The organism is Rhizobacter sp. AJA081-3 (genome assembly GCF_017795745.1).
Taxonomy (GTDB): domain Bacteria; phylum Pseudomonadota; class Gammaproteobacteria; order Burkholderiales; family Burkholderiaceae_C; genus Piscinibacter.
This window is the reverse complement of the sequence record NZ_CP059067.1, coordinates 4,587,685-4,601,457: the sequence shown is the minus strand read 5'-3', so window position 1 is coordinate 4,601,457 and position 13,773 is coordinate 4,587,685. Positions and strand designations below refer to the sequence as shown.

Sequence of the window (13,773 nt, the reverse complement as noted above, 5' to 3'; positions counted from 1 at the left end):
CGCGCGAAGCGCAGGGGTAGGCTGGCTCAGCCGCCCACGTAGTTCTGGTTGAACGTCGACGTGCGGCCGGCGGCGCGGGCTTCCTCGCGCACTTCATCGCGGCTGCGGCTGGCGGCGTGGTCCAGCGGCGACTTGCGGGCCGCCCAGGTCACGGCCTTGAAGCCGCCGTAGCTGTCGCTGGCGAAGGTCAGTTCGCCGGCGGTGCGGGCACGCACCACCTCGGCTTGCACCTCGGCGCGGGTCAGCTGGCCGGATTGCGTCGGGATCTGCTCGGCCTCGACGGCGAAGGCGGAGGTGCCGATCACGGCAAAGGCGGCGGCGGCGAAGAGTTGCTTGCTGTTCATGATGAATTCCTTCAGTACAGGTTGTTTGACGGTTCCGGGCAGGGCGGCCTTGTTGTTGTTTGCCGTCGTGTCCAGCCTCGGTGAGTCACTGCGTCGTGGCGTTGGGCTCATCGATGAAGTGGACTGTAGGCATTGCCGATCAATCAATAAAGGGCATAACATCGAACACGGCATTGCGAACTTAGAAACAATCAAGGGGTTGAAATGGACCGGCTGCATTCGATGAGGGTGTTCTCGCGGGTCATCGATGCCGGCAGCTTTGCCGGCGCGGCACGCGAGCTCAACCTCTCGCCGGCGGTCGTCACGCGCCTGGTGGCCGATCTCGAAGATCACCTGGGTGCGCGGCTCATCAACCGCACCACGAGGCGCCTGGCGCTGACCGACATCGGCGAGCTCTACCTGGAACGCGTGCGACTCGTGCTCACCGAAGTGGAGGAGGCGGAGGCGCTGGCCAGTGCCGCGACCAGCGAGCCGCGCGGCCATCTGCGCGTGCTGTCGCCGCCGGCCTTCGCCGTCCACCAGCTTGCCAAGCATCTGCCCACGTTCCACGAGCAGTACCCGAAGGTGACGATCGAGCTCTCGGCGCCGGGGCCGGTGGAGACGGTCGACGAGAATTTCGACGTCACCATCCTGTCGGTGGCCAGGCGGCCACTCGACGGCGACTTCGTCGCGCGTCGCCTGGCGCGCAGCGAGGTGATCGCCTGCGCATCGCCACAGTACCTCGACAGCCGGGGCCGGCCGCAGCACCCGAGCGAACTGGAGCACCACGACGCGATGCTGCCCAGTGCGATGCGCGAGGTGCCGTTCATGCGCGGCGCGTTCGGAGACGACGAGCCCGGCGGCGAATCCGTCACGCTGACGCCCAGGCGGCCGCTGCTGGCCACCACGCACATCGACATGCTCTATGCCGCGGCGCTGCATGGCTTGGGCATCGCCGGGCTGCCGTCGTTCGTCGCCGAGGATGCGCTGCTCGAACACGCTCTCGAACGCGTGCTGCCCGAGTGGCGCCTGTTCAACACGACGATCTACGCGGCGATGCCCACCCGCAAGCACGTGCCGGCGCGCACGCGTGCCTTCGTCGACTTCCTGGTGGGCGTGTTCGGCGGCGAAGACCGCGACCCCTGGCTCAGCGCCGCCGGCTGCGAAACGCGGCGAGCCACGCCCGCTCAGTAGAACGCGTCGACGCGGCTGGTGCCCATCAGCGGCTCGAGCAGCCGCGCCAGCGGCCCCAGGCCGTTGTAGCGCGTCGCCACCTTGTGCGCGTAGGCGAAGAAGCGCGGCAGGTCCTGGCTGTACTTCGGTTTGCCGTCGCGGTGCTTGAGCCGGCAGAAGATGCCCAGCACCTTCAGGTGGCGCTGCAGGCCCATCCATTCGAGCTGGCGCCAGAACTCGCCGAAGTCGTCGGGCACCGGCAGCGCCGCCCGCCGCGCGGACTCCCAGTAGCGCACCGCCCAGTCGATCTCCTGGGCTTCGTCCCAGGAGATGAAGGCATCGCGAAGCAGCGAGGCGACGTCGTAGCTGATCGGGCCGCGCACTGCGTCCTGGAAATCGAGGATGCCCGGGTTGGGCTGCGCCAGCATCAGGTTGCGCGGCATGTAGTCGCGGTGCACCGCCACGGTGGGCTGCGCCAGCGCGCTGGCGACGAGCAGGTCGCACGTGGCCTGCCACTGCCGCTGCTGCTCGGCCGACCACTCGACGCCGTACTCTCGCGTCACGCACCAGTCGGGAAACAGTGCCAGCTCGCGGCGAAGCAGCGCGTCGTCGTAGGGCGCCATGCCGCGCGCATCGGCGCGCGATTGCCACTGCACCAGAGCGGCGATGGCGTCGCGCATCAGCGAGTCGGCGAGTTTCGTGTCACGGCGTGCAACGGCAGCGTGAAGCTCGTCGAGGTACAACCGCGAGCCCAGGTCGGTGAGCAGCAGAAAGCCCTGCGCGGCGTCCTGTTCGAGCACCTCGGGCGCGTGCAGGCCGGCACCCTGCAGCATGGCGGCCACGGCGACGAAGGGGCGCACGTCCTCCTGCGGCGGCGGAGCATCCATGACGATGTAGCTGGCGCCGTCGGCAGCGTCGATGCGCAGGTAGCGGCGAAAGCTCGCGTCGCTGGAGGCGCTGCGCAGTGTCGCCGGGGCCAGGGCATGCCGCGCGGCGATGCCGGCCAGCCACTGTTCGAAGGCCGTTCGGCGTGCCGGGTCGGCCCAGGCGATGGCAGTGGAGTCGGGAGATGGGGTCAAGGCGTTGCGGGGCAGGGCCCTCGTGGATAATCGATTCTACAAACCACCCCGCCGTCCCGCGGACGCGCGCAGCTTCCGATGCGCGCGCCGACGAAGCCGCACGGTGCTCCGCTCTCACTGCCGCACGTGCCTCGCTCGACTCGCTCGTCCCTGCCTCGCGCCCTGCGCCGAACGCCGCTGTTGCTGGCGCTCGCAGCCTGCGGCATCGTGCGCGCTCAGGGGGCGGCGCCCGCCGAGGCCATCGAGTTGCGCACGGCCACCGACCTTCAGCCGCTGCCCCGCGGCGAAGGCACGCGGGCGCTGCCGATCATCCTGCGCGCGCGCGAACTGCGTGGCCGGCCCGACCTGGAGACGCTGGCCGAGGGCGACGCCGAATTCCGCCGCGGCGGCCTGGTGATCCGCGCCGACCGCCTGAGCTACGACCATCCCGACGACCTGGCGCTGGCGCGCGGCCAGGTGCGCATCAGCCGCGACGGCAACGTCTACAGCGGCCCCGAGTTGCAGCTGCACGTGCAGCGCTTCGAAGGCTTCTTCCTCGAGCCGACCTACTACTTCGGGCGCACCGGTGCGGGCGGCACGGCACGGCGCATCGACTTCCTCGACGAGCAGCGCGCGGTGGCCACCGGCGCCACCTACACCAGCTGCCCGAGCGACGGCTCCGGCGGGCCGGCCTGGCTGCTGACGACCGACCGCGTGAAGATGGACTTCGAGGCCAACGAAGGCATCGCCGAGCACGCCGTGCTGCGCTTCTATGGCGTGCCGATCCTTGGCGCGCCGGTGCTGAGCTTCCCGCTGACCGACGCGCGCAAGTCGGGCTGGCTGCCGCCGAGCGTGAACCTGGACAGCAAGAGCGGCCTGCAGTTCTCGATGCCGTACTACTGGAACATCGCGCCGAACCGCGATGCCACGCTGACGCCACTGCTGTCGGCCAAGCGCGGGATCGGTGCCGAGACCGAGTTCCGCTACCTCGAGCCGCGCTATCAGGGCACGGCCAACCTGCACCTGCTGCCCAACGACCGCCTCACCGGCCGGTCGCGCTACGCGCTCAACCTCGCCCACGAGAGCGAGCTGCCGCTGGGAGCGACGATGCAGTTCACCGGCCTGCGCGTCTCTGACGATGCCTACTGGAAGGACTTCCCGCGCGCTGTTGCCAGCGTCACGCCGCGCCTGCTGGCCACCGACCTGCAGGCCAAGCGACCCTTCGGCGACTGGACAAGCTATGCCAGGGTGCAGCGCTGGCAGGTGCTCCAGGACGACGCGAGCCGCATCGAGTCGCCCTACGACCGCGCGCCGCAGGTCGGTCTGCGCGGTATTCATCGTGCGGGCCAGGGGTTCGAGTTCGCCTTCGAGACCGAGCTGAACCGATTTGCCGAGCCGACCGACGGCCGCGGCGACCTGCTCGCCGAGGCACGGCCGGTGGGCGTTCGCTGGCACGCGCTGGGCAGCGTCGCGCGGCCTTTCGTCGCGCCGGGCTGGACGTTGACGCCGCGGCTGTCGCTCAATGCGGCGGCCTATTCGCTGGACGAGCCGCTGGGCGGCCGGCGTGGCCTGTCGCGCGCCATCCCGACCTTCAGCGTCGACAGCCAGTGGCAGCTCGAGCGCGAGGCCAACTGGTTCGGCCGCGACGTGCTGCAGACGCTGGAGCCTCGGTTGATGTACGTGAACACGCCGTACCGCACGCAGGACGCGCGGCTGGCGTTCGATGCGGCACCCAAGGACTTCAACTTCGAATCGCTGTACGCCGAGAACTCGTTCTCGGGCGTCGATCGCGTTTCCGATGCCCACCAGCTCACCGCCGGCGTGACGACCCGATTCCTCGACCCGGCCAGCGGCGCCGAGGCCCTGCGGCTCGGCGTGGTGCAGCGCTATCTGTTCCGCGACCAGAAGATCACCTCGGAGTGCACCCCCTCCGCCGACCCGCTGCTCGCGCCCGAGTGCACCCCGCTCACGCAGCGTTTCTCCGACGTGCTGCTGCTCGGCTCGACCAATCTCTACAAGCGCTGGACGCTGGACGGCTCGGTCCAGTACAGCCCCGACTTGAAGCGCACGGTGCGCTCGATCATCGGCGCGCGCTACTCGCCGGGCCCGTACCGAACCTTCGGCGCCACCTATCGCCTGGCACGTGGCCTGAGCGAGCAGGTCGAGCTGGGCTGGCAGTGGCCGCTGTACGGCCGCACGCCGCTCGAGTCCGCAGCCGAGGGCTCGGCAGGGGGCGCCTGCCAGGGCAGCTGGTACAGCGTCGGGCGCATCAACTACAGCGTGCGCGACAGCCGCATCACCGATTCGGTGCTCGGCCTCGAGTACGACGCCGGCTGCTGGATCGGGCGCGTGGTGGCCGAACGGCTGTCCACCGGCCGAAGCGAGGCGACCACGCGCTTGCTGCTGCAACTGGAGCTGGTCGGCCTGTCCCGGCTCGGTTCCAACCCCTTGCAGGTCTTGAAGGACAATATCCCTGGCTACCGGCTGCTGCGCGATGAGCGCAGCACGCCTGCCGTGCTGAGTACCTATGACTGATGCCCTGTTCGTCCTGAGGCCCGTGCTGCTGGCCCTCCTGCTGTCTGCCGCCGCGCCGCTGCTGCACGCGCAAGGCAAGGCTGCGCCATTGCGCAACGGCGACTACATCGTCGCCATCGTCAACCAGGAGCTCGTCACGGCCTCCGAGGTGCAGACGCGAATCAGCCGCGTGCGCGCCGACGCGGCGCGGCAGCGCGCCACGCTTCCGCCCGACGATCAGCTGTACCGCGACGTGCTGGACGCGCTGATCGACGAGCGCGTGCAGCTCACCCATGCGCGAGAGAGCGGCCAGCGCGTCGACGACGTCGACCTCGACCGCGCGGTCGGCAACGTGGCCGTGCAGAACCAGATCACCATGGCGCAGTTGCGCGAGCGGCTGCGCAAGGAAGGCATCGACTACGCGCGTTTTCGCACCAACGTGCGCGACCAGTTGCTCACCGAACGCGTGCGCGAGCGCGAGGTGCAGGCGCGCATCCGTGTCACCGACGCCGACGTCGACGCGTACCTCGACAAGCGCCGTGAAGCCGCCAGCGCCGTGGCCGAGTACAACATCGCGCAGATCCTGGTGACGGTGCCCGAAGGTGCCAGCGCCGCCGACACGGCGCGTCGCCGCGAACGGGCCGAAGCCGCACAGAAGCGCGTGCAGGCGGGCGAAGCCTTCGAGGTGGTGGCGCGTGAACTCTCCGAAGACAGCAACCGCGCCGCCGGCGGGGTCATCGGCATGCGCACCGCCGAGCGCCTGCCCGATGTGTTCGTGTCCACGGTGCGCTCGCTCAAGCCCGGCGAGGTGGCGCCGGAGCTGCTGCGCACCGGCGCCGGCTTCCACCTGCTCAAGCTGGTCGACAAGCGCGAGGGCGAGGCATTCCGCATGCAGCAGACGCGCGCGCGCCATATCCTGCTGCGCCCGTCGGCGCAGCTGTCTGCCGAGGCAGCGCAAAAGCGTCTGGCCGGCTTCAAGCAGCAGATCGAGGGCGGCAAGGCGAGCTTCGACCAACTGGCCCGCGAGAACTCCGAAGACGGCAGTGCTGCGCTCGGTGGCGACCTCGGCTGGGCCGGGGCCGGCACCTTCGTGCCCGAGTTCGAGGAAACCATGAACCGGCTGGCGATCAACGGCATCTCCGAACCGGTGGTGTCGCGTTTCGGCGTGCACCTGATCCAGGTGACCGACCGCCGGGCCGTGTCGCTGGACATCAAGCAGCAGCGCGAACAGGCGCGCAACGTGCTGCGCGAGCAGAAGTTCGACGACGCCTACACGGAGTGGCTGCGCGAACTGCGCGCACGTGCCTACGTGGAGATGCGCGAAGCGCCGCTCTGAGGCCATGGGCCACATCGCCCGCAAGCGCTTCGGGCAGCACTTCCTCGCCGATGCCGGGGTGATCGACGCGATCGTCGCGGCGATCGACCCGCGGCCCGGGCAGGCGCTGGTCGAGATCGGCCCCGGCCTTGGCGCGATGACCGGGCCGCTGCTCGAGCGCTGCGAGCGGCTGACGGTGATCGAGCTCGACCGCGACCTGGCGGCGCGGTTGCGCCGCAACACGCGGCTCGACGTGGTCGAGTCCGACGTGTTGAAGGTCGATTTCGCGGCGCTGGCCGATCGGCTCGGCCAGCCGCTGCGCGTGGTTGGCAACCTGCCGTACAACATCTCGACGCCGATCCTCTTCCACCTGCTCTCGGTGGCCTCGCGCGTGGTCGACCAGACCTTCATGCTGCAGAAGGAGGTGGTCGAGCGCATGGCCGCCAGCCCCGGCAACAAGGACTACGGGCGCCTGAGCGTGATGCTGCAGTGGCGCTACGACATCGAGTCGCTGCTCGACGTACCGCCCGAGGCGTTCGAGCCGCCGCCGCGGGTGGATTCGGCCGTGGTGCGCATGCAGCCGTTGCCGGGCACGCAGGCGGTGGACCCGGTGCTGCTCGGCGAACTCGTCACGGTCGCCTTCTCGCAGCGCCGCAAGCTGCTGCGCCACACGCTGGGCCGCTGGCTCGAGGCGCGTGGCTGCGATGCGCCGTTTGACCTGCAGCGGCGCGCAGAAGAGGTGCCGGTGGCCGAATACCTGGCGCTGGTCGCCGCCTGCCGGGTGCTCCAATGACAACGGCGGCCCGCAGGCCGCCGTCGAAGTTCAGCGTCGAGGCGGTCTCAAGCCGCGTTCAGCCACATCGCGGTGTCGAACGCACTGCTCATCATCGGCATGTTCATGCCGAAGCTGGCGTTGGCGGCGCTCTTGGCCGCCGGCTTGGCCGGCTTCTCGGCGACGCTCTGGGTCGTTTCCGTCGCCCGCTCCCATGACCCTTGTTCCTGGGAGCGGGCTACTGAAAAGAATAGAAGCACCTGAACGGTATTCGTCGTTCCCCCCAGTAGTCGGCCGCGTCGCGGAAGACGTCGAGCAATTGCTCGCGGGCTTCGCGGTCGAAGCGGGGGTTGTCGGGCAACTGCTCGAGCACCACCACGAAACCCGGCTGCGAGCCGGACTTGTGCACCAGGTCGGTCATGCAGTCGTACAGCGCGTCCAGGTTCTTGCCGAAGTGGGCAGGGAACATGAACGACTGGGCGATGCTCTCCAGCACCTCCTGCTTCGACTGCGCAGCGGTCAGGTTCGCATAGAGGAAGTGCTGGCCGGCGCCTTCGGCGGCGGCCATCAGATCCTCGACGCGGTACGCGCGTATGGCCTGAACAATGTTTGGACGGACGGTCTGCAAGAGCATGGTCTCGTTCCTCCTCGTGTCACGTGATTCCGCTGGCGCCGCTCACTCCACGATGCGGCGGAAGCTCGCATAGTGATCGGCGGTGTAGTAACAGGCTTCCGGTGCGGTGGGCGTCTTCCCGCCGCAGACGATCCGTCGGGCTCCCCGGTTGGATGCGCCCGGTGTCTTGACGGTGTATTCGCGATAGAAGCCGCGCGTTTGTGCGGGAAGCTGCCGTTCACGGTTACCGAACACCGAGCCATCCTTCGAATACGGGAAGGGCCCGCCGGACAGGATCAACCGATGTGTCTTCACGGCCTCGGGTGGCAGCTCGGCGAGCGACACCCGGGACGAGACCGATTCCCTGGCCTGCAGCGCTTCGTTCGGAAGCATTGCACCTGCCAGACTCGCTCCGGCCACCACGGCGGCGAGCCCCACCTTGCGAAGCACCTGCCACCGCAGCGACCGACCGGAGGAAGACACGGGTAATCCCTGAATCCAGAAACCGTGATGGTACAGAAACGGGCGCAAAACCTCAAGCCGCTGCCTCAAATTGGGGCAGAGAGCAGGTTACGCTAGTGGCTGCTCACTGTTGGATATCGCTTTGATGAGTCGAGCTTCCGAGGCGGTAGGCAGCGCAGTCCAGGGGTGCGCCACATCGTGTGCGGCGCAGCAAACCCCCAGGAATACGCCGGGCTTGGCGAGGCATTCAATCGCTCTGCATGACCGATTCGTGTCAGCGTGCCGCGTTGGCGTCAGCGACCGTCAGAGCCGTCATGTTCACGATGCGCCTGACCGTGGCTGACGGCGTCAGCACATGCACCGGCTTGGCCGCGCCGAGCAGCACCGGCCCGATCGCGATGCCGCCGCCGGCCGCGGTCTTCAGCAGGTTGTAGGAGATGTTGGCGGCATCGATGTTCGGCAGCACCAGCAGGTTGGCGTCGCCCTTGAGCGTGCTGCGCGGCATCAAGGCGTGGCGCAGTTCGCCGTCGAGCGCCACGTCGCCGTGCATCTCGCCGTCGACTTCCAGCCAGGGTGCCTGCTCGCGCAGCAGCGCCAGCGTGCGGCGCATCTTGGCCGCGCTCGGGTGGTCGCTGGTGCCGAAGTTGGAGTGCGAGAGCAGCGCGGCCTTGGGCTGCACGCCGAACCGCAGCATCTCCTCGGCGGCCATCACGGTGATCTCGGACAGCTCCTCGGCGCTCGGGTCGGCGTTCACATGGGTGTCGACGAGAAACACCTGGCGACCCGGCAGCATCAGCCCGTTCATGCAGGCGTAGACCCGCACGTCCTGCTGCGTGCTCGGGCTGCCACCATGGCGCTTGCCGATCACCTGGTCGATGTAGAACAGGTGCGAGGCCGTGGTGCCCCAGGTGCCGCAGAGCATGCCGTCGACCTCGCCCTTGTGCAGCAGCATCGAGCCGATCAGCGTCAGGCGCCGGCGCATCTCGATCTTCGCGACCTGCGTCGTCACGCCGCGGCGCTCGGTCATCTGGTGATAGGTCTGCCAGAAATCGCGGTAGCGGTGGTCGTTCTCGACGTTGACCACGTCGTAGTCGAGCTCCTCCTTCAGGCGAAGGCCGAAGCGTTCGATGCGCTGCGCGATCACCGCCGGCCGGCCGATCAGCGTGGGCCGCGCGAGACCCTCGTCGACCACCACCTGCACGGCGCGCAGCACGCGTTCCTCCTCGCCCTCGGCGTAGGCCACGCGCTTGGTCGCGGCGCGCTTGGCCAGCGCGAAGATCGGCTTCATCGTCTGCCCGGAGGCGTAGACGAAGGTCTGCAGCTTCTCGCGGTAGGCGTCGAAGTCCTTCACCGGCCGCAAGGCCACGCCGGAATCGGCGGCCGCTTTCGCCACCGCCGGCGCGATCTTCATCATCAGCCGCGGATCGAAGGGCTTGGGGATCAGATATTCCGGTCCGAAGCTCAGCGTGGCGCCGGCATAGGCCGCGGCCACCACCTCGCTTTGCTCGGCCTGCGCGAGCTCGGCGATCGCGTGCACCGCGGCGATCTCCATCTCGTCGGTGATCGTCGTCGCGCCGCAGTCGAGCGCACCGCGGAAGATGTACGGGAAGCACAGGACGTTGTTGACCTGGTTCGGGTAGTCGGTGCGGCCGGTGGCGATGATCGCGTCGTCGCGCACCGCCTTCACGTCTTCGGGCAGGATCTCCGGGTTCGGGTTGGCCAGCGCGAAGATCAACGGGCTCGCGGCCATCGTCGCGACCATCTCCTTCTTCAGCACACCGCCGGCCGACAGGCCGAGGAAGATGTCCGCGCCGACGATGGCCTGGGCGAGCGTGCGGTGCGGGGTGTTCTGCGCGAACTGCGCCTTGTCCTCGTCCATCAACTCCTTGCGGCCTTCGTAGACCACGCCGGCCAGGTCAGTCACCCAGATGTTCTCGCGCGGCAGGCCGAGCTTGAGCAGCAGGCCCAGGCAAGCCAGCGCGGCTGCACCCGCGCCCGATGCGACCAGCTTGACCTTCTTGATGTCCTTGCCCGAGACCTTCAGCGCGTTGAGCATCGCCGCGCCGACGACGATGGCCGTGCCGTGCTGGTCGTCGTGGAAGACCGGGATCTTCATGCGTGCGCGCAGCGCGCGCTCGACGTAGAAGCAGTCCGGCGCCTTGATGTCCTCGAGGTTGATGCCGCCGAAGGTGGGCTCGAGCGCCGCGATCATGTCGATCAGCTTGTCGAGGTTCTTCTCCGCGACCTCGATGTCGAACACGTCGATTCCGGCGAACTTCTTGAACAGCACCGCCTTGCCTTCCATCACCGGCTTGGCCGCCAGCGGGCCGATGTCGCCCAGGCCCAGCACCGCGGTGCCGTTGGTGATGACGGCCACCAGGTTGCCGCGCGAGGTGTACCGGAAGGCGTTCGCCGGGTCGGCGACGATCTCCTCGCAGGCCGCCGCCACGCCGGGCGAGTAGGCCAGCGCCAGATCGCGCTGGTTGACGAGTTGCTTGGTGGCCGCGATCGCCACCTTCCCCGGCGTCGGGAACTCGTGGTACTCGAGGGCTGCGCGGCGCAGTTCGGCGCGCTTGTCGTCGGCGTTGGACATGTCGTTGTCTCGCTGTGTCTGGTGGCTCGCCCCGCTGGCGCAGGGAAGCGGATTGTAGGAGTGGGCCCCGACGTTCCAGGGCGAAGTGTGGCTGCAGCTTCGGCATGAACCCATGCGCGAAACTGCGTATCTGCTTTGACCCATCCGCGTGAATACTCGCGGCTGAGCCGCGCCATGAACGAACCCCTGTCGATCGACGCACCCCCATCGCGCCCGCGTGGGCGGCGGCTCGTGCTGTGGGGCGCATTGGTGGCGCTGCTCGTGGTGGCGCAGTCGTTGCTCGTGTTCCTGACCGCCAACTACGAGCGCGTGCGCGCGCAGGACATGGTCGAAGCCGCTGCCACGGCGGCGGCGGCCGATGTGCGCCAGGCCCTGTCGCGACATCAGCAGAGCCTGCAGGCCCTGCAATGGAACGACCCCGGCGCGGCACGCTGGCGCAGCGAGGCCGCGACGCTGCTTCATTCACGACGCGACCTGATGCGCATCGAGCGGCGCGACCCGCGCATGGACATCACCGACGCGGTCGACTCGCCCTACCAAGGGCCGGTGTTCACCCGCATCGCACGGGGGGACATCGAGCTCGAGGCGCAGCTCGCCTGCGCCGGCGCGCTGCGGCTGGCCGCACCGGCCTTCTCGCGCAGTTATTTCGTTCCCCTGAGCGATGGCCTGGGCCTGGAGGTGATGGACCTGTGCGTGCCCTTGCAACGCGCCGGCCGGCCCGACGGCGTGGTGATCGCCACGCTCGCGCTCGGCCGCCTGCTCGAGGAATCGGTCGGCGCGGAAATGTCGCGCGGCCATGAGTTCTCGTTCATCGAGGGCGACGGCACGCGCCTGGCGCGCGCCGGTGCGCGGCGCGGCGCCGGCGTATTCGTTGCCGAGCGTGTCATCGACCTGCCGGGCCAGGGGCTGCAGCTGCGCGTGGACAGTGCCGTCGGCAGCCCGAGCCTGATCCCGAACCTGGCCGTGGCACTGGTGTTCGGCTTGTCGCTGGCGCTCGCCGTGGTGGTGGGCCTGCTGGTGCGCGACGTGCGCCGCCGTGCCGGCGCGGAAGCGCGCCTGGCCGAGGCGCTGTCGTTCCGCAAGGCGATGGAAGACTCGCTCGTCACCGGGCTGCGCGCGCGCGACCTGAGCGGACGCATCACCCACGTCAACCCAGCGTTCTGCGAGATGGTCGGCTTCAGCGAGGCCGAGCTGATGGGCCCGAGCACGCCACCCTACTGGCCGCCCGAGCTGGCCGCGGACTACGCGCGCCGACAGAGCGTGCGCCTGGGCGGGCCGCCGGCCGTTCCCGGGCGCTCGACGCAGGAAGCGCGCGCCGGCTTCGAGACCATCTTCATGCGCCGAAACGGCGAGCGCTTCCCGGTGCTGATCTTCGAGGCCCCGCTGGTCGATGGCCAGGGCCGCCACACCGGCTGGATGAGCAGCGTGCTCGATGTCAGCGCACAGCGCCGCGTCGAGGAGCTCTCGCGCCAGCAGCAGGAGCGCCTGCAGGCCACCGCGCGGCTGGCCACGGTGGGCGAGATGGCCTCGCTGCTCAGCCACGAACTGAACCAGCCGCTGGCGGCGATCGCCAGCTACGCGGCGGGGTCGCTGAACCTGCTCGAGTCGGGCGGGCCTGCCGACCCCGAGGCACCGGCCATGCTGCGCCAGGCTGCGCAGCGCATTGCCGAGCAGGCCGAGCGCGCCGGCCGTGTCATCAAGAGCGTGCACGACTTCGTGCGCCGCCGCGAGCAGGCGCGCGAGGCGGTGCGTGCCGATGTGCTGTTCGACGCGGTGATGCCTCTGGTGCGCCTGCAGGCACGCAAGAGCGGCACGCGCATCGAACTCGATCTGCCCGACCCGCCGCCGCGCGTCGTGTGCGATCGCACGATGGTCGAGCAGGTGCTGCTCAACCTGACGCGCAACGGCATCCAGGCGATGGAGACGAATACCGAGCTGGCCGACCGCGTTCTCACGCTGCGCGCGCGGCAGACGCACGAACGCTGGGTCACCTTCAGCGTCGTCGACCGCGGGCCGGGCATCGCAGCCGATGTGGCCAATCGGCTGTTCACGCCGTTCTTCACCACGCGCAGCGAAGGCATGGGCCTGGGCCTGAGCCTGTGCCGCACGGTGATCGAGCAGCACGGCGGTGCGCTGGATTTCGTCAACCTCGGCAGCGTCGGCACTGGCCGGGGTACCGAGTTTCGGTTTACCCTGCCGGCCGAGGCCAGGGAGCGTGCCGCTGCGGCGGCGCCCGTGGCCGAGACTCCGGACTCCGCTGCCGAACTGCCCTGATGAACTCCGCCGCTGCCCTCGGCCTGCCCATCGTCTATCTGGTCGACGACGAAGACGTGGTGCGCGACGCCCTGGGATGGCTGCTGCGCTCGCGCCGGCTGCTCTCCGAAGGGTTTGCCAGTGCCGAGGCCTTCGAGGCCATGCTCGCCGGCAAGTCGCCGCAGGCGCTGGCCGACTGGCCCGGCGCGCCGAGTTGCCTGCTGCTGGACGTGCGCATGCCCGGCATGAGCGGCCTGTCGCTGTTCGAGCGGCTGGCCGATCGCGGCGTGCTCGGCGCGCTGCCGGTGATCTTCCTCACCGGCCATGGCGACGTGCCCACCGCGGTGGCTGCCGTCAAGCGCGGCGCCTTCGACTTCGTCGAGAAGCCGTTCTCCGACAACGCGCTGGTCGACCGCATCGAACAGGCGCTCCAGCGCAGCGAGGCGGCGATCCGCGCCCGGCTCGGCCGCGAGTCGGTGAAGAAGCGGCTGGCCGAGCTCACCGAGCGCGAGCGCGACGTGATGCGGCTGGTCATCGAGGGCCGGCCGAACAAGCTGATCGCCGACGCGCTGGACATCAGCGTGCGCACGGTGGAGGTTCACCGCGCACGGGTGTTCGAGAAGATGGACGTGCGCTCCGCCGTCGAGCTCGCGAATCTCCTGCGCGAGGTCGGCCCGGAGGCGTGACGCCGCGCGGC

At 69.3% G+C, this 13,773-nt stretch carries 12 protein-coding genes; 6 read left to right on the top strand and 6 right to left on the bottom strand.

Going from position 1 to position 13,773, the window contains the following annotated elements; translation table 11 throughout:
- Positions 1-26: 26 nt before the first annotated feature.
- A complete protein-coding gene (locus tag HZ992_RS21880) occupies positions 27-344 on the bottom strand; it encodes a DUF4148 domain-containing protein (protein WP_209383902.1) in 318 nt (105 codons plus the stop codon).
- A 204-nt stretch (positions 345-548) separates the two neighbouring features.
- Between HZ992_RS21880 and HZ992_RS21875 the strand changes: the two genes are divergently transcribed.
- A complete protein-coding gene (locus tag HZ992_RS21875) occupies positions 549-1,517 on the top strand; it encodes a LysR family transcriptional regulator (RefSeq protein ID WP_209383901.1) in 969 nt (322 codons plus the stop codon).
- On the opposite strand, the gene HZ992_RS21870 is transcribed toward HZ992_RS21875, so the two are convergent.
- A complete protein-coding gene (locus HZ992_RS21870; RefSeq protein WP_245213171.1) occupies positions 1,511-2,575 on the bottom strand; it encodes an aminoglycoside phosphotransferase family protein in 1,065 nt (354 codons plus the stop codon). The two genes, HZ992_RS21875 and HZ992_RS21870, sit on opposite strands and share 7 nt — an antisense overlap.
- Positions 2,576-2,755: 180 nt before the next feature.
- Here HZ992_RS21870 and HZ992_RS21865 point away from each other — a divergent pair, with 180 nt between their 5' ends.
- Genes HZ992_RS21865 through rsmA form a run of 3 tightly spaced genes read left to right on the top strand, consistent with a single transcriptional unit; the run spans position 2,756 to position 7,176 of the window.
- Entirely contained in the window at positions 2,756-5,089 is a 2,334-nt protein-coding gene (locus HZ992_RS21865) for an LPS-assembly protein LptD (protein ID WP_245213163.1), read from the top strand.
- A complete protein-coding gene (locus tag HZ992_RS21860; protein ID WP_209383899.1) occupies positions 5,082-6,404 on the top strand; it encodes a peptidylprolyl isomerase in 1,323 nt (440 codons plus the stop codon). The genes HZ992_RS21865 and HZ992_RS21860 overlap by 8 nt, the downstream gene beginning before the upstream one ends.
- A gap of 4 nt (positions 6,405-6,408) precedes the next feature.
- On the top strand, positions 6,409-7,176 hold the full coding sequence (gene rsmA, locus HZ992_RS21855; RefSeq protein WP_209383898.1) for a 16S rRNA (adenine(1518)-N(6)/adenine(1519)-N(6))-dimethyltransferase RsmA: 768 nt from the start codon (positions 6,409-6,411) through the stop codon (positions 7,174-7,176).
- Between the two features lie 47 nt (positions 7,177-7,223).
- Here rsmA and HZ992_RS21850 read toward each other — a convergent pair whose 3' ends face one another.
- The 4 genes from HZ992_RS21850 to HZ992_RS21835 form a co-directional block, all read right to left on the bottom strand.
- Positions 7,224-7,415, bottom strand: coding sequence for a hypothetical protein (locus tag HZ992_RS21850; RefSeq protein WP_209383897.1), 192 nt, complete (start codon positions 7,413-7,415; stop codon positions 7,224-7,226).
- Positions 7,394-7,789, bottom strand: a complete 396-nt coding sequence (locus tag HZ992_RS21845) for a barstar family protein (RefSeq protein WP_209383896.1) — start codon at positions 7,787-7,789, stop codon at positions 7,394-7,396. The genes HZ992_RS21850 and HZ992_RS21845 overlap by 22 nt, the downstream gene beginning before the upstream one ends.
- A gap of 42 nt (positions 7,790-7,831) precedes the next feature.
- Positions 7,832-8,161: a guanyl-specific ribonuclease gene (locus HZ992_RS21840; RefSeq protein WP_209387266.1), complete on the bottom strand. Its 330-nt coding sequence runs from the start codon at positions 8,159-8,161 to the stop codon at positions 7,832-7,834.
- A 343-nt stretch (positions 8,162-8,504) separates the two neighbouring features.
- Positions 8,505-10,823, bottom strand: coding sequence for an NADP-dependent malic enzyme (locus HZ992_RS21835; protein WP_209383895.1), 2,319 nt, complete (start codon positions 10,821-10,823; stop codon positions 8,505-8,507).
- Positions 10,824-10,997: 174 nt separating this feature from the next.
- On the opposite strand from HZ992_RS21835, the gene HZ992_RS21830 reads away from it, so the two are divergent.
- Together HZ992_RS21830 and HZ992_RS21825 are read left to right on the top strand one after the other, a co-directional pair.
- The gene (locus HZ992_RS21830; protein WP_209383894.1) at positions 10,998-13,097 is read left to right on the top strand and encodes a sensor histidine kinase; all 2,100 of its coding nucleotides are present in this window, start codon (positions 10,998-11,000) and stop codon (positions 13,095-13,097) included.
- Positions 13,097-13,762 carry a response regulator transcription factor gene (locus HZ992_RS21825; protein ID WP_209383893.1) on the top strand — a complete coding sequence of 222 codons (666 nt, stop codon included), beginning with the start codon at positions 13,097-13,099 and terminating at the stop codon, positions 13,760-13,762. The genes HZ992_RS21830 and HZ992_RS21825 overlap by 1 nt, the downstream gene beginning before the upstream one ends.
- The last annotated feature ends 11 nt before the right edge of the window (positions 13,763-13,773 follow it).

Excerpts from the sequence above, each read along its gene's own strand:
- HZ992_RS21835 (WP_209383895.1), bottom strand. The coding sequence starts at position 10,823 with ATGTCCAACGCCGACGACAAGCGCGCCGAACTGCGCCGCGCAGCCCTC.
- HZ992_RS21830 (WP_209383894.1), top strand. The coding sequence starts at position 10,998 with ATGAACGAACCCCTGTCGATCGACGCACCCCCATCGCGCCCGCGTGGG.
- HZ992_RS21880 (WP_209383902.1), bottom strand. The coding sequence starts at position 344 with ATGAACAGCAAGCAACTCTTCGCCGCCGCCGCCTTTGCCGTGATCGGC.
- HZ992_RS21840 (WP_209387266.1), bottom strand. The coding sequence starts at position 8,161 with ATGCTTCCGAACGAAGCGCTGCAGGCCAGGGAATCGGTCTCGTCCCGG.
- HZ992_RS21845 (WP_209383896.1), bottom strand. The coding sequence starts at position 7,789 with ATGCTCTTGCAGACCGTCCGTCCAAACATTGTTCAGGCCATACGCGCG.
- HZ992_RS21860 (WP_209383899.1), top strand. The coding sequence starts at position 5,082 with ATGACTGATGCCCTGTTCGTCCTGAGGCCCGTGCTGCTGGCCCTCCTG.
- HZ992_RS21875 (WP_209383901.1), top strand. The coding sequence starts at position 549 with ATGGACCGGCTGCATTCGATGAGGGTGTTCTCGCGGGTCATCGATGCC.
- rsmA (WP_209383898.1), top strand. The coding sequence starts at position 6,409 with ATGGGCCACATCGCCCGCAAGCGCTTCGGGCAGCACTTCCTCGCCGAT.
- HZ992_RS21825 (WP_209383893.1), top strand. The coding sequence starts at position 13,097 with ATGAACTCCGCCGCTGCCCTCGGCCTGCCCATCGTCTATCTGGTCGAC.